This window comes from Methanomassiliicoccus luminyensis B10 (assembly GCF_000308215.1).
Taxonomy (GTDB): domain Archaea; phylum Thermoplasmatota; class Thermoplasmata; order Methanomassiliicoccales; family Methanomassiliicoccaceae; genus Methanomassiliicoccus; species Methanomassiliicoccus luminyensis.
The window spans coordinates 1-18,415 of sequence record NZ_CAJE01000020.1; the positions used below are offsets into that span (position 1 = coordinate 1).

General features: G+C 62.9%; 15 protein-coding genes. 4 read left to right on the forward strand and 11 right to left on the reverse strand.

Going from position 1 to position 18,415, the window contains the following annotated elements:
* The 3 genes from WYS_RS15190 to WYS_RS11020 all read right to left on the reverse strand — a co-directional run.
* The coding region (locus WYS_RS15190) for an energy-coupling factor ABC transporter permease (protein ID WP_187120177.1) at nt 1-190 on the reverse strand (190 nt) is incomplete at its 3' end.
* Nucleotides 191-367: 177 nt separating this feature from the next.
* Complete coding sequence (locus WYS_RS11015) at nt 368-760, reverse strand: Fur family transcriptional regulator (RefSeq protein WP_019178229.1); 393 nt, start codon at nt 758-760, stop codon at nt 368-370.
* 66 nt (nt 761-826) lie between these two features.
* Complete coding sequence (locus WYS_RS11020) at nt 827-1,270, reverse strand: Fur family transcriptional regulator (RefSeq protein WP_019178230.1); 444 nt, start codon at nt 1,268-1,270, stop codon at nt 827-829.
* A gap of 149 nt (nt 1,271-1,419) precedes the next feature.
* Between WYS_RS11020 and cobN the strand changes: the two genes are divergently transcribed.
* From cobN to WYS_RS15195, 4 genes are read left to right on the forward strand one after another with little or no spacing between them, the layout of a single operon-like run.
* The gene (gene cobN, locus WYS_RS11025) at nt 1,420-5,337 is read left to right on the forward strand and encodes a cobaltochelatase subunit CobN (protein ID WP_147654274.1); all 3,918 of its coding nucleotides are present in this window, start codon (nt 1,420-1,422) and stop codon (nt 5,335-5,337) included.
* Between the two features lie 13 nt (nt 5,338-5,350).
* On the forward strand, nt 5,351-6,214 hold the full coding sequence (locus WYS_RS11030) for an ABC transporter ATP-binding protein (RefSeq protein WP_019178232.1): 864 nt from the start codon (nt 5,351-5,353) through the stop codon (nt 6,212-6,214).
* On the forward strand, nt 6,214-6,963 hold the full coding sequence (locus WYS_RS11035) for an ABC transporter permease (RefSeq protein WP_019178233.1): 750 nt from the start codon (nt 6,214-6,216) through the stop codon (nt 6,961-6,963). The genes WYS_RS11030 and WYS_RS11035 overlap by 1 nt, the downstream gene beginning before the upstream one ends.
* A gap of 25 nt (nt 6,964-6,988) precedes the next feature.
* Nucleotides 6,989-7,549, forward strand: coding sequence for an isochorismatase family cysteine hydrolase (locus WYS_RS15195; protein ID WP_049796348.1), 561 nt, complete (start codon nt 6,989-6,991; stop codon nt 7,547-7,549).
* Between the two features lie 56 nt (nt 7,550-7,605).
* Here the strand turns inward: WYS_RS15195 and WYS_RS11045 are convergent, their stop codons facing one another.
* Genes WYS_RS11045 through WYS_RS11080 form a run of 8 tightly spaced genes read right to left on the reverse strand, consistent with a single transcriptional unit; the run spans nt 7,606 to nt 18,210 of the window.
* Nucleotides 7,606-8,871 carry a nitrogenase component 1 gene (locus WYS_RS11045; RefSeq protein WP_049796349.1) on the reverse strand — a complete coding sequence of 422 codons (1,266 nt, stop codon included), beginning with the start codon at nt 8,869-8,871 and terminating at the stop codon, nt 7,606-7,608.
* Nucleotides 8,871-11,060, reverse strand: coding sequence for a nitrogenase component 1 (locus WYS_RS11050; protein WP_019178236.1), 2,190 nt, complete (start codon nt 11,058-11,060; stop codon nt 8,871-8,873). Before WYS_RS11050 ends, WYS_RS11045 begins: the two co-directional genes overlap by 1 nt.
* A gap of 20 nt (nt 11,061-11,080) precedes the next feature.
* Nucleotides 11,081-12,970: a VWA domain-containing protein gene (locus WYS_RS11055; protein ID WP_081579962.1), complete on the reverse strand. Its 1,890-nt coding sequence runs from the start codon at nt 12,968-12,970 to the stop codon at nt 11,081-11,083.
* Nucleotides 12,940-13,983: an ATP-binding protein gene (locus tag WYS_RS11060; protein WP_019178238.1), complete on the reverse strand. Its 1,044-nt coding sequence runs from the start codon at nt 13,981-13,983 to the stop codon at nt 12,940-12,942. Before WYS_RS11060 ends, WYS_RS11055 begins: the two co-directional genes overlap by 31 nt.
* Nucleotides 13,980-15,125, reverse strand: coding sequence for an adenosylcobinamide amidohydrolase (locus tag WYS_RS15200; protein ID WP_162137734.1), 1,146 nt, complete (start codon nt 15,123-15,125; stop codon nt 13,980-13,982). Before WYS_RS15200 ends, WYS_RS11060 begins: the two co-directional genes overlap by 4 nt.
* Nucleotides 15,126-15,174: 49 nt before the next feature.
* On the reverse strand, nt 15,175-15,993 hold the full coding sequence (locus tag WYS_RS11070) for an ABC transporter ATP-binding protein (RefSeq protein WP_019178240.1): 819 nt from the start codon (nt 15,991-15,993) through the stop codon (nt 15,175-15,177).
* Nucleotides 15,983-17,098 carry a FecCD family ABC transporter permease gene (locus tag WYS_RS11075; RefSeq protein WP_019178241.1) on the reverse strand — a complete coding sequence of 372 codons (1,116 nt, stop codon included), beginning with the start codon at nt 17,096-17,098 and terminating at the stop codon, nt 15,983-15,985. Before WYS_RS11075 ends, WYS_RS11070 begins: the two co-directional genes overlap by 11 nt.
* Before the next feature lie 14 nt (nt 17,099-17,112).
* The gene (locus tag WYS_RS11080) at nt 17,113-18,210 is read right to left on the reverse strand and encodes an ABC transporter substrate-binding protein (RefSeq protein ID WP_162137735.1); all 1,098 of its coding nucleotides are present in this window, start codon (nt 18,208-18,210) and stop codon (nt 17,113-17,115) included.
* Nucleotides 18,211-18,415 lie beyond the last annotated feature (205 nt).

Genomic DNA, 18,415 nt, shown 5'->3' on the forward strand with positions numbered 1-18,415 from the left:
TCACCGACGGCAGCTTCAGGGACGAGAGGACGAACACGAACGCCCCCGACACCGCCAGGATCATCTTCTGCTCCGGATGCTCTCTCAATGTTCTGATCACTTTGATCGCCCCCCATGCCACGATGGGTATGGAGATGGCGAACCATACCAGGCACCACTCCAGCGGCAGGAATCCTTCCATGATGTGCATTTTATTTACACTCTCCTCGTGATCTGCTGCGGACTTAGGCGCGAAGAGAGCATCTGGATGCCGCTCCGGCCAATTCCCTCATCCCTTGCTTCATCCCCATTGGACGATACATCCAACCTGGATGCTAATGAGATGAATTACTAATAAAGCTTCTTATTAGAAGTATATAGGCGGAGGTCAATCCTCACTCGCCTTCTCTTCGCATTCCTTGCAGATGCCGCTCATGTTCAGGGAGCACCGGTTGACCTGGAAGCCGCTCTTCCTGGACAGGTCGTAAACGCTCATGTCCATGGGTATGCAGTACAGCCGGTGGCATTTCTCGCACTCGAAATGGGCATTGCTGTCGGGATGCTTGGCATATGTATTGAGGGGCCCTTTGGGGACCTCGGACACCATCCCCTGCGCCTTCAGCTTGTTGAGGTTCCGATATACGGTCCCCAGGCTGATGTTGGGCAGGACCTTTCTCGCTTCAACGTAGATCTCGTCGGCAGTGAGGTGGACATTGCTGTTGTAGACGATGTCGATTATCGTCTTCATCTGCTTGGTCCACCGCCTGATGCTCGCGCCCATAAAGAGCGGTAGTAATTGCTGCTACCTATAATATCCTCTTGAACGTGGACGGCGATCAAAGGACCGTCAGTGCATATCAACGGCCACCGGCGGGCGCGGCTCGCCCTCGACGGACATTTTCTTCAGGCATTCCCTGCACACGCCGCTCATGTTCAAGGTGGTCTTCCCGACCCTGAAGCCGCTCTTCCTGGACAGATCCGATACGTTCAGCCCGAAAGTGCTGTAGGGGATGCGGTAAAGCTTGTGGCACCTGTCGCACTCGAAGTAGGCACTGCTGTCATGAGGCTTCGAAAAGGTGTTCACCGCCCCCCTGGGCACGATCGATATCATATTCTGCGCGCTCAGCCTGTTTAGGTTCCGGTATACGGTCCCCAGGCTGATGTTGGGGAGGGTCTTCTTGGACTCCAGGAATATCTCGTCGGCCGTCAGGTGAACGTCGCTCGCGTAGACGATGTCGATTATCGTCTTCATCTGCTTGGTCCATCTCACTATGTCCTCTTCCGGGTACACCCTGTATCATCCCCTTCGTGCCCGCCGCGGGGTACTAACTAGGCCACTGCCGATAGCTCCCCTCCCTATCACCAGATATCGCGCTTCGGATTCCGCATGGGTGGGTCTCTACATATAATTGCCCAATAAATGATAATCATTATCATCAATTGAGAAGCATTAATAAGCTGGACGATATATCCCACTTTCGGTCCAGAACTCACTGGAGAAGGTTTCACGGGGACCGCTTCAGGTTCTTCGGCAAAAGGGCCGATCATCGCTCCTTCGCTGAAGCGATGAGGGGAGATGAGCGGGTTTCCCGCGGCGGGGGCGTGGAGAGCGTGAAGATCGTCAACATCGCGGCCGGAGCGAGGGACAGCTCCAACATTCTGCCACCTGCAAGATCGCTGAGAGATGTGGGGATGGACATCGAGGTCCATTGCGCCGATTCCGAGGACCTCGATGCGAACGAGAGGTCCTTCATCGAGATGCTGAAGCTGGTCGCGGAGGCCGACCTCGTGATAGTTCGCCTGCACAGCGACACCACGCATTTCAAGAAATGGGACCGCTTCAGGGCGGCGGCGGAAAGGGCGAAAGGGCTGGTGTTCATCAACAGCGGCATGCCCGAGGTGGCGGCGGAGGTACGCGGCCTGTTCAAGGGGACCTCGGAGGACTACGGGCTTCTGAGGTCCTACATAGAGCTGGGCGGCGGCGAGAATGAGCGGGGCCTGCTGCTGTGGGCGTGCCGCGTCATCAGCGGGCTCGATGTGGAGGTCCCGCCCCCCCAGAGGCAGAGGACCGAGGGGATCTATCACCCGGACCATCCCAGGGATGTCGACCTCCCGACCTACTTGGGGACCCTGGACCCGGCCCGCCCCACCGTGGGAGTCATGTTCTTCCAGGGATACTGGCTGTCGAACGACCTGGAGCCCATGGACGCGCTGATCAGGGAGCTTGAGCGGATAGGAGCGAACGTCATCCCGGTGTTCTTCATCGCCTCCCCCAACCCCGTTTCTGGATCGATCGGCATCAGGGCAGTGGTGGACCGATATTTCATGGACGGAAATGCATCGCGAGTCGACGCGGTCATCCTGAACATGGGCTTTTCCCAGCTGTCTCTGTCGACCCCCGGGGACGGGAGCGTCCGGGCGGCCGTCCACAACTTCTTCGGGGACCTGAACGTCCCGGTCCTTCAGGCCATGACGTTGTGGAAGCCTCGGACCGAATGGGAGGGAAGCCTCACCGGCCTGGGGGCCGTGGAGATATCTACGAACGTGGTGTGGCCGGAGTACGATGGGCAGATCATCGCCGTCCCCATAGCCTGCACCGAAACCGCCGCCGACGGCAAGCGAAAGTTCGTGCCCATGCCGGACAGGATAGAGAGGGTTGCCTCCATGGCCAAGGCATGGGGGGACTTGAGGCGGACGCCGGTCGCTCAGAGGAAGGTGGCCATCCTGCTGTACATGTACCCTCCCAAGAACGACCGCGTGGGGGGCGCCGCCGGACTGGACACCTTCGAGAGCGTGGCCTCGATCCTCCGGGCCATGAAGGACCGCGGCTACACGCTGGACAGAACGCTCTCCCACGGCAAGGAGCTGTTGGACGAGATCATGAAGGGAGTGACCAACGACGTCGAGTGGCTCTCCTCCCAGGAAATAAAGGAACGGGCCGCAGACTCCGTCGAAGAGGGCCGGTACCGTCAATGGTTCGATGCCGTCCCCGCCCGGGCCAGGGAAGCAATGTGCCGCGACTGGGGGCAGCCCCCGGGGGAACTGTACAACGTGGACGGGCGCCTGATCGTGCCGGGGGTACGCAACGGGAACGTGTTCATCGGCTTCCAGCCCAATCGCGGGTATCATGCGCAGGCGGAGACGCTCTACCACAGTACAGACGTGGTGATGCCCCACCAGTACCTGGCGTATTACCGGTGGCTCAAGGAGGTCTTCGGGGCGCACGCCATCATACACATGGGCTGCCACGGGACCCTTGAATGGCTCCCCGGTAAGAACGTGGGGCTTTCGAAAGAGTGCTATCCCGACGTGGTGCTGGGCAGTGTCCCCAACCTCAACCCCTACATCATGGACAATCCGGGGGAGGGGGTCCAGGCCAAGCGGAGGAGCTCGGCGGCCATCGTGGACCACCTGATCCCTGCCATGACCAGGGCGGGGAGCTATGACGAGCTGATGGATCTCGATGCTGACCTGCAGGCCTATCTGCACGCCGCCAACGGGGGGCAGGGCGACAAGGCGCGGGCCCTCGCCGAGAGCATCCACGGCCTGGTGAGAAGGATCTCCATGCTCGAGGAGATCGGGCTGTCCGCGGACGCGTCCCCGGAGGACCTGACCGAGCGAATGGACCGGCTGTACGACTACGTGCTGGAGACCAAGGACGCCCTGATCAAGGACGGCCTGCACATCATGGGCAGGCCGCCCGAAGGGGCGAGGCTGGAGGAGATGCTCTACTCCCTGACCCGCCTGCAGAACGGGCCGGTGCCTTCCCTCCGGGCCGCGGTGGCCGGGGCCAAGGGGCTCGACCTCAGGGACCTCCAGGACCATCCATCAGAAGTGCACCTTGGCAGCGGGGCGCTGAAAGGCTCGCTCCTGGACGAGGTCGACGGGGACTGCCATCGGCTTTTGGAAAAGATGATGGGGGCGGGGTTCGAAAAGGGGCCATGTCTGGACATGGTGAAGGCATCGTTCCCCGGTGGCAGCGGGCTGCTCGATGTCGCCTTGTACATCTGCGACAGGATCTATCCCGACATCATGGGCACGAAGGATGAGATCGGGAATCTGCTCCGGGGACTCGACGGCGGGTATGTCCCCCCGGGACCGTCCGGGTGCCCCACCAGGGGCAACGCGCATCTGCTGCCGACCGGGCGCAACTTCTACTCCATCGATCCGAATGCCATCCCCGGCCCGGCCTGCTGGGAGCTGGGCAGGAAGATGGCCGATCAGATGATAGAGCGCCATGTGAAGGAGATGGGGTGCTACCCCAAGAACGTGGGGATGGTGGTCTGGGCCACCGACACCATGAAGACGGGAGGGGACGACATTGCCTACATCCTGTGGCTCATGGGGCTGCGGCCGAGATGGAGCGCCTCCGGCGGGCGCGTCACCGGTCTCGAGGTCATACCCATCCCCGAGCTCGGCCGGCCTCGCATCGACGTGACCCTGCGCATCAGCGGCCTGTTCAGGGACACCTTTCCCAACCTCATCGACATGATCGATGAGGGCGTGGAGACCATCGCTTCCCTGGACGAGTCGGACGAGGAGAACTACCTGGCCATGCACCTGAGGGAGGACATTCAAGCGGCCTTGCGCAGGGGCCTCGCCCCCCGGGAGGCCCGGGCCAGGGCCATGGTCCGCATATTCGGCGACCCGCCCGGGGACCACGGGGCGGGGGTGGATGTGCTCATCGAGTCCTCGAAGTGGTCCACCACCGAGGACCTCGCCGAGACCTATGTCACCTGGGGCTGCCACGCCTACGGGAGGGAGTGGCGGGGAGAGAAGGTGCCCGAGGTCTTCAAGGAAAAGCTCTCCCGGCTCAACGTCACGGTCAAGAACCACGAGGACCGGGAGTTCGATCTTCTGGACATAGATGACGACTACACCATGCTGGGCGGCATGAACGCCGCGGTGAGGGCGTTCGGCGGAAGGAAGCCGCTGTCGATAATGGGGGACAGCTCGGACCCCCAGCGCCTCAAGACCAGGACGGTGGAGGAGGAGAGCAAGTTCGTCTTCCGCAGCAGGGTGCTCAACCCCAAGTGGCTTGACGGCCTGAAGGAGCACGGTTTCAGGGGGGCGCAGGAGCTGTCCAAGCTGGTGGAGTATGTCATCGGCTGGGACGCCACCTCGGACATCATCGAGCCGTGGATGTACCGGTCCATCACGGAGCGCTTCCTGTTCGATGAGGAGACCAGGAAGTGGATCGAGGAGAGCAACCCCTACGCCCTCAGGGAGATGGCCAGCCGATTGCTGGAAGCGATCCAGAGAGGGTTGTGGGAGGCGGACGAGGAAATGAGGCGGAGGATACAGTCCGTCTACCTCGACGCCGAGACGGCCCTGGAAGAGATCAACGAGCCAAAATGAGGGAGGGAAGGGATTGGAGGACTACATCGTTATCGAGAAGCTGACGAAGCAGTATGGGGACGTCACCGCCGTTAAAGGATTGGACCTGTCCGTCCGCGCCGGGGAGATATTCGGGTTCCTGGGGCCCAACGGGGCCGGCAAGACCACCACCATCAGGATGATGACCACGCTGACCAAGCCGACGTCCGGGAGCGTCCGCATCGGCGGCCTTGACACGGTGAGGGATGCGGAGGGGATGAAGAGCCTCATCGGCGTGGTGCAGCAGCACAACAGCCTGGACCGCGACCTGACCGTCAGGGAGAACATGGTGTTCCATGCCCGCCTCCGCCACATCGGGCGTCCTGAGCGCGACAAGCGCATCGACGAACTCATCGGGTACGTGGGGCTGGAGGACCATGTGGATAAGATGGTCGACAGCCTGTCGGGAGGGATGAAGAAGCGGGCGGCGGTGGTCTGCGCGCTGATCCACCGGCCCAAGGTTCTCTTCCTGGACGAGCCGACGGTGGGGCTGGACGCCCAAAGCCGGCGGCGGCTCTGGGACCTGGTGCGCCGCCTGAACCTCGACGGCACCACGGTGTTCCTCACCACTCACTACATCGAGGAGGCGGAGGCCCTGTGCCACCGCGTGGGCATAATGGACCACGGGCGCCTGATCGCCCTGGGCACTCCCATGGAGCTGCGGCAGAAGCTGGGCATGGCCACCGTGGAGCTGCTCGGGGAGAACAAGGAGACCAATTACCACTATTTCGCCGACCGGGCGGGGGCCACCAGCTATGTCCAGGAACTTTCCGACGAGGAGAAGACCATCATCATACGCGATTCCAACCTAGAGGATGTCTTCGTGGAACTGACCGGACAGAAGGTCGGTGATGCCTGATGGCGTTCTCGCTCCGGGACGTCTACTCGGTGCTGTGGCCCGAGCTGCGCTTCCTCAGGCGAAATTGGGCCTCCATACTGGTCACCAGCCTGATCACCCCGGTCCTGTACCTCCTGGCGTTCGGCTACGGCCTGGGCCAGGGCGTCACCGTCGATGGCGTCAGCTACCTCGCCTTCATCATACCGGGGATAGTCGCCCTTACCTCCATGTCGGTGAGCTTCAGCGGCGCGGCGATGAAGCTGAACGTGGACCGGCTATACTACAAGAGCTTCGACGAGATCCTGATGTCCCCGGTCAGCTTCTCCTCCATAATAGTCGGGAAGGCCCTCCTGGGAGTGCTCCGCGGCCTGCTGAGCTGCGGTGCCATCATTATCATGGGCGCCTTCATATCCCCGAAGCTGATCATCGATCCCCTCTTCATCCTCGCCCTGATCACCTCGTGCCTGGCGTTCTCCTTTCTGGGGGTCTTCGCCGCGCTGGTGGTGAGATCGCACCAGAGCATGTCCACCTTCAACAGCATGGTCATATTGCCCATGACCTTCCTGTGCGGCACCTTCTTCTCCCTGAGCCAGGTCCCTGATTTCCTGAAGGCGGTGCTGTACGCGCTCCCCCTCACCCACGCCAGCGAATGCATACGGTCGGCGGCCCTGGGGCAGCCGTTCCCATGGATCTCCCTGGTGGTCCTGGTCGGGTTCGGGGCGTTCTTCTATCTCGCCAGCATGCACGTGCTGAGGAAGAGCAGCATCTGAGGAGCGATGAAAAGGAGTTGAAAATATGAAAGCGGCATTGGTCATAATAGACGTACAGAACGGATGGCTGGACATGTCCAGCGGACTGAAGCGCTCGGTGGAGGAACGCCTGGGGTACATGCGCGAGGCGGTCTCGCTGTTCAGAGCGGCGGGGGCGCCGGTGATATTTACCTACCACGCATGCCCGGCCCTGGGCCTTGAGCCCGGCGGCAAGGGGTTCGAACTCCATCCTGGCCTGGCGGCCGCGGAGGCCGACGGCAAAGTGGTCAAGGACCAGATGAACGCGTTCAACGGGACGGACCTGGAGCGCATCGTCCGGGAAAGAGGGTGCGACACCGTGGTCCTCATGGGCCTGAGCGCCACGCAATGCGTCCTGGCCACATACTACGGGGCCTTCGACAAGAGCCTCTCCCCGTACCTGGTGAGGGACGCGGTGTGCAGCGCCAAAGAGGAGAACGTCCAGCTTGCGGAGAGGCTCTGCGACACCTTGAGCCTGAAGGCCCTGTCGCAGATCCTCGGGAACGACGGGAACAAGCTGGTGGGCCACGGGGACAACTATGCGCCCGCGGCAGAGGGGCGCGCATGAACGGGGATGACCGGCGTTAAGCCGGCCGGCATCATCCGGGAGGTCGCGGCCGGAGCTCAGAGGCCGTTCACGATCTCGTCCAGCAGGTACATCGCCCCCTGGGGCCCGAAGATGGAACGGGGGATGAAATCGAACTTGTCCAGGGACGGCAGCGAGATGTCCGCCCCTACGCGGCAGGCGCCCATCCCCTTCATCAGCCTGGCGGTGTGGCCGTCGGCGAGCGCCACATCCGGCCTGGCCTCGTCGATGCTCTTCTCCCAGGCGTCCCCGAACCCGCTGTCCTCCAGGAACGAGCGCAGGGCGCCGGCCATCGGCCGGCATGCCCCTGGGCTCAGCTGCACCGACGCCGGCACCATCCCCAGATAGTTGAGGAGCCACTTGACGAGGGGCAGCGCCACCGAGCTGTCCGCCTTGACCGCGAACGTAGCTCCCTTGGGCAGGGTAGTGTGGGACTGGAACTCCCTGAGCAGCTGGACCGAGATCTCCCGGTGGTGCTTGACATTGACCAGCGCCTCAGAGGGATCGGCCCCCGTCGCCGAGGCCGCCGCGCGGAGCCAGCTCTCCGTGGCGCTGAAGCCTACGGGGGCCCCCTCTTCGCATGTGACGCAGGGTATGCCGTACCTCTCTCGGTAGAGGTCAGCGGTGGCGGAGGCGTATTCCGGCGATACCACGATGTTGCAGGAGGCCTTCACCGAACCGCGCAGCTCCTCGACGGTGCACCCGGCCCCCGGTGCCGATATCACCTTCAGGCCCATCAGGCCGAGCAGCAGGCGGAGCCCGGCCACGGCATGCTTCCAGTCCTTGTTGGTGATGGGCAGGCCGAGGAGGTTGACGCACCCCGCCTCCCTCCGGACGCGGGGAGGGTCGAGCCACTCCAGCACCGAACGGATGGTGGCGTCGTAGCTGGTCGAGAGGGGGGCAGAGAAGGTCGATCCTTCGATGGCCAGCACCTTCTCGGAGAGACCGCTCCGGGCGATCACGCCTTCCAGGTCGTCGCCGATCAGGGCCGCCCCCGGGGCGTTTATCACCACTGCCAGGCTGTCCCCCTTCCTCTCCACAGAGGGCAGGATGCATTCCATCTTCTCCGCCGAGCCCTGTATATAGTCGTCCTCGTCGAGATAGGTGCAGGGGACCCTGGGCTGCCCGAAGAAGAACGGCTCTATGAACTCAGGACGGTCTCGGGAGGACCGGGGATGGTGAACCTCGGACAGGAAAGAGTGATAGTGCCGGCAACCCCCCGGCCCGTTCAATACGACGCGGGCGTCGGGTATGCTCTCCACCGCCAGCAGGCTGCCCGTGAGGCCGTCGGGGTCGACGCCCATCAGAGCTCCTCCCCGTCCTTCCAACCCTCCACCGCCGGAAGCCTGATTATGTCGGCCCACCGCTTGGCCAGCGCGATCGACGAGCGTACCCCCACATCGGGACGGTGAACGATATCGCAGCGGCATGCCAGGTCCTGGGGGAGCCTATGGTCCGCCAGTATCAGGTCTGGGCGCATCGCGTCAATGTCCGGCCTCATGTCCTCCGGCGAATAATCCTCCTGGAACACTATCGAGCTCCGGTGCCGCGACCTGTCCGGCATGTGCTTCGGGCCCAGGCCCGCCTTCAGAACGACCATGTCCAGGTCCAGGAGCAGGTCCAGCAGCCAGTCGATGTCCTGGGAGTAGTTGTCGGATACCAGGACCTTCCTGCCCTTGAGCAGGGGCCGGAGCTCGGACGTTCCCTTCCGATACTCCTCCCTTATCTCCGTGACCATGGACCTGCCTGCCGCCTCCCTCCCCATCTGACCCGCCAGCTTCTCGACCCAGGCCACGGTCTCGTGGAGGCCGACCGGCAGCGGAAGATCGAAGATGCGCGCGCCCAGCCGGTCCCTGAGCATCTCGCATATCTGCCGGGACATGGCGTCGTCCTGGGCCATGATGCTGAGGCCGCCCCGCTGGAACCACCTGATGGAGGGGATGTCGCACTCGCACAGGAACCGACAGTTCACCTCCAGGCCCAGGCCCCCGAGCACTTCCCGGGCGGCCTTGAAATTGCTCTCCCGGTTGTAGTTGAAGAAATCCCTCTCCGCGATGATGTTGACCATGCCGCTCTCGGCGGGGACGGCGCGGTCGACCAGCTCGATGGCCTTCCCCACTGCGTCCAGGTATCCCTGGTCCCACTCCCCGGTGATGTTCCCGTCGGACTCGATGACCTTCACCTCCGCCCCCTCGAACTCGCCCTCTACACGTTTGGCCATGGACGCGACGTCGTCGCCGATTATACCCGAGGCGCAGGTCGTCACCACGAACACGGTCCGGAAGCCCTTATCCAGTTCTTCCCTGATCAGGCGCTCCAGCTCCGCGACCCCGCCGAAGATGGACAGGTGGTCGTCCATGTCCGTGGAGGCCACCCTGGCGGCCGCCGGACCGAACTGGACCTCGCCGTTCCTCTTCCAGGAGCTCAGAGTGTAGTAGTCGCTGCTGGATGACATTATGTGCGCGCAGCTCCGGGGCCCGTGCACTATCGTCACCGCGCCGTCGATCTGGGAGGTGCAGTAGACCGCCCCGTTGGTGGCGCAGGTGTGCACGACCTTCCGGTCCTGCGGGGCCGCGGGGAGCTGCGGCGGCTCGCACCGCGCCAACGCGGCCTTTGGGCACGCCTGTTCGTCCGCGGGCCGAGGGGGCTCTTCCCGCACCTCCGCCATGGGGACGGGCCTGCCGGCGGCCAGGGCATTCAGCTGATCGTCGTCCAAAGGCCTGGCCGCCCTCAGCACGCTGGGGTCCTCGGAGGCTCGGATGACGTGCCGGGACAGCGTCCCGATGACCTTGGCCAGAACGGAATCGGGGAACATCTCCATGACCGTGCGGGCCTCCTTCTCGGCCTGGGCGAACAGCGCGCTGCGGGGGATCCTGGCCAGTATGGGGAGGTCCACGGCCCGGGCGAACCGCTCCACCATCTCGTCCTCTCCCTCCAGCCCGCGCCCGTTAAAGATAAGGCCGGCCACCCTGGCCGAGCTCCCGTCGAAGTTCCGGACGCCCTTCAGGATGTTATTGGCCGCGTATATCGACATGAACTCCCCGGAGGTCACCAGGCAGACGGCATCGGCGTACTCCCTCCGCAGGGGAACAGCGAAGCCCCCGCAGACCACGTCGCCCAGGACGTCATATACCTTGATGTCGAACTCATGATCGTCCAGGCCGAGCTTCTTCAGCACATCGAAGGTGGTCAATATCCCCCTCCCCGCGCAGCCTACCCCGGGCTCGGGACCGCCGGCCTCCACGCACTTGATGCCCAGGGCCCCCTCCTGGAGAACATCCTCCAGGCGGCGCTGGACTGGCGGGACATCCCTGATGTAGCCCAATACCGTCCGCTGGGCCGCTCCCCCCAACAGCAGCCTGGTAGAATCGTGCTTGGGGTCGCAGCCGACCTGAAGCACCCTGTTGCCCTCCTTGGCCAGAGCGTAGGACAGGTTGGCCGAGACGGTCGACTTCCCTATGCCCCCTTTGCCGTATATCGCGATCTGGAACATTTTCTCTCACCTGAGTTCGTTCATTTTCCCACCACCGCCCTCACCGAGGAAGCCAGATAGTCGGCGTCCAGCTCTTCGAGGCGGAAGTACGTGCCCTCCAGGGCTCCGCACAAGCGCATCGCCAGGTCCAGGCGGGGCCAGCCGGAGCCAGTGTCGACGACCACGAAGCGTATGCCCGAGCCCGCCATCCTCCGAGCGACGGAAAGAGCCTCCTGGAAGGGCTCGCCGCCCCCCATGGGCACGTTGGCCCTGCCATCGGTCAGGATGACCATGACCGGGCGCTCCCGGGGCCCCCGCGGGTCGTCCTTCATCAGCAGCTCGCAGCCCTTGGCAAGGCCCAACGCCAGAGGAGTCCGGCCCCCGGTAGGCATCTGCTCCAGCTTCCGGGAGGCCAGATATACGCTCCGGGTCAGGGGGAGCACCAGGTCGGCGCTCTCCTTGCGGAAGGCCATCATGCCCACCTCGTCCCTCTTCTGGTAGGCGTCCTGCAGCAGGGCCAGTATGGCCCCCTTCACCGCGGTCATCCTCTGACGGGCCCCCATGGACCCACTGGCATCCACTAGGAACAATATCTTGGTCCCCTGCTTCCTCTCTCTTACTTTCTCCCGCAGGTCCTGCACGTCCAGCGCTACCGCCAGGTCCCCGCGGGGCCTGGACCGCTGGTATGGCGCCGCCGCCCGGATGCTGGCATCGAAAGCGATGTCCCTCACCGGCCCCTGAGGGACCCGGAACCGGGTGTACCGGCCCGAGCGGTCCGAGGTGACGGTCCGGTCCCTTTTGCCGTGACCCGAGGGAACGTCCCTCCTCTTCCCGCCGTCCCCGATGTAGTCGATGACCGTGAAGGGCCTGCCGACGGTAAAGACGCGCTCCTGGGGGCCGCTGCTGGGAGATGGCGGCGGAGAGGGTTCGGCCTCCGGGGGCGGACCAGTTTCCCGGTCCTCGCTGCGACCTTTATTACTGTCTCTGGGCCCCTCGTCCGGGGACGGTTCGGAAGGATCGCTCCGGTCACCCGGGGGCGGGGGAGGGTCATCCCGGGCCTGGTCGTTCCTGCGGTGCTCCAGGCACAGCGGGGCGGCCTCCTGGAGATCGTCCAGGACGACCTGGTCCCTTCCCCTCAGTGCCGCCAGCGCGGACGCCGTGCGGGCCAGGGCGATGTCGCCGCGGTGGCCTTCCACGCCCAGATCGTGGCACAGTTTGGCGATGGCGTCGTAGTGCCCCGGGGGGATGATCACATATGGGACCCTTTCCCGGGCCTTCAGCACCGAGGCGCTGACCTCCTCCTCGCTATTGCAGTAATCTTTCCGGAAAGCGGCGGGGTCGCGCTCATAGCTGAGGCCGCGCCGGAGTATCTCCACCCTCTCCTCGACGCGGTCGGCCGCAGAAACGGACACGCAGATGTCGAACCGGTCCATCAGGTGCGGGGACAGCTCCCCTTCCCGGGGGTCCATGGTGCCCACGAGAAGGAAGCGGCATTCGTGGCTCCAGGAGATCCCTTCCCTCTCCACCAGGTTGTGCTGGCGGCAGGACGCGTCGAGCACGGTGTGCACGAGCCTTTCCGGCAGGAGATTGATCCCGTCGACATAGAGTATGTTGCCGTCCGCCCTGTGAAGGATGCCGGCCTGGGCCTTCTTCTCGCCCGATACCAGCGCCGCCTCCAGGTCCATGCCCCCGACGATCTGCTCCTCGGTGGCGTTGAGGGGAAGGTTGATCACCCTCGAGCCGGGCACCAGGCCGTCCAGGGCCCTGGCGATGGTGGTCTTGGCGGTGCCGGCGGGGCCCGTGATGAGGACGGCGCTGATGCTGTTGGAGGCGAGGGCGCACAGCAACGCCTTTTTTACCGTGTCCTGGCCCACCACGGCGGTGAAGGGGTAGGAGCGCCTCACGCCGGCAGGAAGCGTTCCTGAAGCCAATCTCCCAGCTCCTTCATGTCCAGCTTGGAGTCCTGGAACGGGCCTCTCCGCATGCGGTGCGGAAGGACCAGAGGGGACACTTTTATCACGTCCTCCCGCCCCACCTGCTCCTTTCCCCACAGGGCAGCGGACGCGAGGGCGGCCTTCACCAGGGTCAGGTCGGCGCGGTGGCCGTCCACCCCCAGGTGCAGAGAGATCTCCACCGCCGTCTCCAGGACCTCGTCGCTGACGGCCAGGTCGGCCAGCCTCCGCTGGGCCGCCAGTATCTCGCTCCGGAGGTCTTCCTGCGCTTCCCTGTGCTCCTCGCAAAAACCCTCGGGGTCCCTCTCGAAAACGATCCGCCTCCTGATTACCTCCATCCTGTTCGTGGCGTCCTGCTCGGCCTTCACGTCCACCAGGAGGCCGAACCGGTCCAGCAGCTGAGGGCGAAGGTCGCCCTCCTCGGGGTTCATGGTGCCCACGAGGGTGAAGCGGGCGGGATGGGCGAAGGACACTCCCTCCCTTTCCACGAAGTTCGTCCCCATGGCCGCGGCGTCCAGGAGCAGATCGACCAGGTGGTCGTCCAGCAGGTTCACCTCGTCGACATAGAGGATATTCCCGTTGGCCTTGGCCAGCACTCCCGGCTCGAACTTCTTCTTCCCGGTCTTCAGGGCGTGCTCTATGTCCAGCGTCCCCGCCACCCGGTCCTCGGTGGAGCTGAGCGGCAGCTCTACGACCTTCATCGGCACCGCCATCTCCTTCAGCTCCTCGCCCCCCTCCCTCCTTTCGATGCAGATGGGGCAGGCCCGGTCCCAGTCCCCCCACTTACAGCCGCAGGGACAGCCTGCGACCACCTTCCTCTCTGGGAGAAGATCGGCCAGGGCCCTCACGGCGGTCGACTTCGCGGTCCCCTTCTCTCCCCTGATGAGGACGCCCCCTATCGAGGGGTTGATGACGTTCAGCAGCAGCGCTTCCTTCATCCCTTCCTGCCCGACTATCGCCGAGAAGGGATATACCGGCCTGGTCTTGGTCATGTGCACCACCGGCCGTACTTCGCCATCTGGGCCAGTCCGTCGACCAGATTGGGGACGGGATCCGCAGTCTCATCCACCATGAGGTCCGGGAGGCCTTCATGGGGTGCGCTCAGCGTCCGGGGGAGGTCTTTCACCAGCGCGGCCCCCATGCGCCTTCCGACATCTTCGGGTATGAGGCCCCATGATATCTCGTCCATGAGGTGGAGGATGGAGCCGGTCGCCGCCACCACGTCGGGCCTTCCCGCGAGAGCGCTCAGGGAGCGCAGGAAGTCCTGCTCCCCGCAGCTGCCGGGGAACTTCTGGGAGGACATCCATATGTCCCGTTCCGTGACGCGGAACCGCTGCAGGCGGACCAGGGCGTTCCTCTGGGATAGGGGGTTGAGCCCGTTCTGCTTGTCCAGCGCTTGAGAGGTGGCCTCGATGACGCACTGGCCGACCAGCTCGCCCAGCTTGGAGTGCTTTCCCGCGTCGGTGAGGCGGTTGCTGCTGCCGGGATCGGCGATGATGGCTATCTGATCGGTCCCCGAGCCCGTGGCTATCCCCGTCGAATAGCGGCTGTGGGCCATGAGCTGCTGCAGCGCGCAGGTCTTCGCCTCGGTAGCGGTCATGATCGCCCTGGCCATGGTCTGCCGGGGGAGGTCGCCGTTGATCAGCAGCATGGTGACGATCGTTCCTCCCAGGAATTCCACTCCCCTCACCTCATTGTAGGCTGCGGGGTCGCCGGCCCTGCCGCCGTTGCATTCGATACCCGCGGTGACGATGGCCGTCACCTCGGTGGCCTTGAACCTCTTGGTCACGAGGGCGGCATTGTCCATGCGCGCCGCGGTGGACAGGCCGGCGCAGCGTTCGGGGTCCAGACCCACTTGTTCCGCCGTCGCCCTCAGGAATTGGGAATAGTCCTCGATCTTCACCAGCGCGTGGTCGCCGTCGATGGTCTGGCTGTTGAAAACGGCCTGAAGGCCCTCCTGGTACCCGCCGTTCATGTACGAGGTCACCAGGGTGCGCCTTCCTTCGGGCAGGATGAGCATCAGGACCCGGCCCTGCCGATAGAGACATTCCCCGCTCTGGAACCTGCGGATGAGCCTTCGTTCCTTCTCCACCACTTCCTGCTCCATTACGCTTTGCCATGTGACTGCAGTCATTGTAACCCTCTTCGTAACATTCACAGCGGTCTTTTGTTCCCCATTCATCTCACCCAGATGGGGGCATGCTTCCCTCGCGCGACGGCTTCAGCGGCAGAACGAACAGGGTGCCGTCCTTGGTGACCATGGAGACCTCCACCCCATAGACGGCTTTGATGACCTCCTCGTTGACCACATCGCTGGGGGCACCGTAGTCCACTATCCCTCCCTTGCTCAGCAGGATGACCTTGTCGCAGTACTTGGTGAGCAGGTTGATGTCGTGCGACGCAGTGATCACGGTGATGCCTTTCCGGGAGAGGGCCTGGAGGGACTCCATCACCTGCAGCTTGTACTTGAGGTCCAGGTGAGCGGACGGCTCGTCAACCAGCATGACCCGGGGCCTCTGCACCACGCCCTTCGCCAGGAGCACTCTCGCCTTTTCCCCGCTGCTTAGTTCATTCAGCCTGCGGTCGGCGAAATCGGTGACCTTGAACTCTTCCAGCGCGTCGTTGACGATCTTCTCGTCCTCGTCGCCCTCCCACCACCAATTGCTTACATACGGGGTCCTGCCCAGGGTCACGAAGTCCCTTACCACCAGGGAAAAGTCGTCAGGCACGTCCGCCGGGATGGTCGTGCACAGCCTGGCTATGTCCATCATGGTCAGGGTGCGAACGTCCTTGTGGCATAGAAGGACCAGCCCCTCCTGGATGGACAGCAGCCTGTTGATGCACCTCATCAGGGTGGTCTTGCCCGAACCGTTCGGACCCATCAGGCCGATGAACTCACCCTTCCCCGCCTCGATCTTGATGTCCTTCAGCGTCTTCTTCGTCGATGTGTAGCCAAAGGATATGTTGTCCAGCTTCACCGTTATCTCTTCTTCACATTGCATACCGCTTTCCCTCCCTCAACATAAGATAAGCAAAGAACGGGACCCCGATCACCGCGATGATCGCGCCGATGGGCAGCTCCGCCGGGCTCATCAGGGTCTTGCACGCTATGTCCGCGACCAGCAGGACGTTGGCCCCGATCATCATGGACGCCGGAAGCAGCAGCCGGTGGTCGCCTCCAATGATGATCCTGGCGACGTGGGGCACGATGAGGCCGACGAAGCCGATGACACCGCAGAACGCCACGCACATAGCCGTGAGGACGGAGACCAGAATCACCATGGCCAGTTTCAGTCTCCTCGTGTTGAGCCCCAGCTGCTGGGCCTGCTCGTCGCCCAGCAGGACGGTGTTCAGGTCCCTGGCGAAGAACAGCAGGATGAGAAGGCAGATAGCTATAGGGATGCTGATGAACAGCGCGTCGGTCCAGTCTATGCCGGCAAACGAGCCGAACATCCAGAACAAGGTCATGTGGACGTTTTCAGCGTTGAAGGTCATCAGCAGGGTCGTTCCAGCGCTGAGCCCTATCCCGATGATTACGCCAGAGAGGACATAGCTCATCGCCTTTCCGCCCGCCCCCTCAGCAAGGACCATGGTAAGGAAGAACGCCCCTATCGCCCCGATGATCGCCGAGATCGGGATGGTGAAGTAGGAGAAAGCCCCTCCTAGGAACACTCCCCCCAGCATGGCCAGGGTGACCGCGAAGCTGGCGCCGGACGAGACCCCGGTGATATACGGGTCCACCAAGGGGTTGCGTATGAGGGCCTGCATGACCGCGCCTGCGGCCGAGAGGCCCGCCCCCACCGCGATGACGGCCAGCGCCCTGGGCATGCGGAGGTGGTAGATCACCAGCTCGTTCAAGTTTCCCGGTGCTGGGTTCCCGAATTTTAGGATGAGCGAGGTGGTCGAGCTCAACGCGTCGAGGAAGGAGATCTGTATCGTCCCGAAGGTCAAGGACATGATCACCAGGATCCCCAAGCTCACCGAGCCCATGAGGAGTATGACGAGGAGCTTTGCCTTCGCATGCTTGACCCCCCGGACGGTGCGTATGGCACCCTCGCCGGAGGCTGACCTGCGGCCCCACCCCCCGAACACGCCCTCTGAGCTCATTGTTTTATGCCTCCCTAATCAAGGTACTCTTGGTACTCATCACCGATGATCTGCGGGAGGTCCTCTTCGTACAGCTCGGGGTGCAGGATCATGGCCATAAGCGCCGCCCCCTCAACGATCCGGAGGGAAGCGTTCTCGGTCACCGCCCTGGCCGATCCCGTGAGGAAGTATACATCCCCGTTCTTGACCGCGTTTATCTGGCTCCATATGGGGTCTGCCTGCATGGACGCCCACATCGCACCATAGTCGGGGCTGGAACCAATTCCCATATCCATGTCGACGATGATTATGTCAGGGTTCACGCTGAGCACTCCCTCCTTTGCGGTCTCTGCCCACCCGGACAGGGCCCCGAAAGCGTTCTGACCGCCTGCAAGCTCTATCTGGGAATGCATGAAGGTGCCGCTGGCGATCGCATAGTAGGGCTCCGCAGCCATGAACAGGAACGCCACCTTCGGCTCCGTGGTGGCGCTCTTGACCTTGTTGTTGATCGAGCTCATGACCTCTTTCATCTCATCGATCACCTTCTCGGCGGTCGCGCTCCTGCCGAGGGCCTGCCCAAGAAGCTTGACGTTATCCAAAATATCATCCAGGTCCATCTCTTCGCCCGTGACGATGTATTCAATGCCGAAGTCGCTCAGCCGGTCCTTTATCCCAGAATATGTGTAGGAGTTGTAGTCAAGTACGACAAGATCGGGACCCATGGATGCTAGTGTCTCCACGTTCTGGCCCCAAGTATCTCCTACGCTCTTGATCGTGCTGGACTTTCCCTCCTTCTCCTTCGCCAGCTCTTCCCTCACGACCTTAGGAAAGTCGCCGGTCGTAGTCAAACCTATGACCGTGTCGGGAACGTTGTAATTGCCGTCCCCGTTGACCCCTATGACCCTGCTCCCCAGGCCCAGCGCGAATATCATCGCTGTGGTCGTATCGCTCGTAGAGATTATCTTGGACGGCTGCTGGTCCAACTTGACGGTCCTCCCAATGCCATCCGTGATAGCTGCTGGCGTGTTGTTGTCCCCTTTCATGCTTTCATATAGAACGAATGCCGTCGCGCTTAGCACCAGCGCGGCGACCAGAACAATAGCTATCACGGCATTCCTAGTCTTCACGTTCATTGAACCCCTCACCTCGACACTGGATGAGATCGTCATCCAACCAAAGATTCAATTGGATATTACATCCAATAGCAGTGAGCTAATGCTGCTACGCGTATATATTTATGACTAGTAATTGATAATGATTATTATTAGATGTCAACATGGATATCGTCCGGTTTCAATCCCGGCGGACGTCGAGGGAACATCTCACATGCCAGCGCCT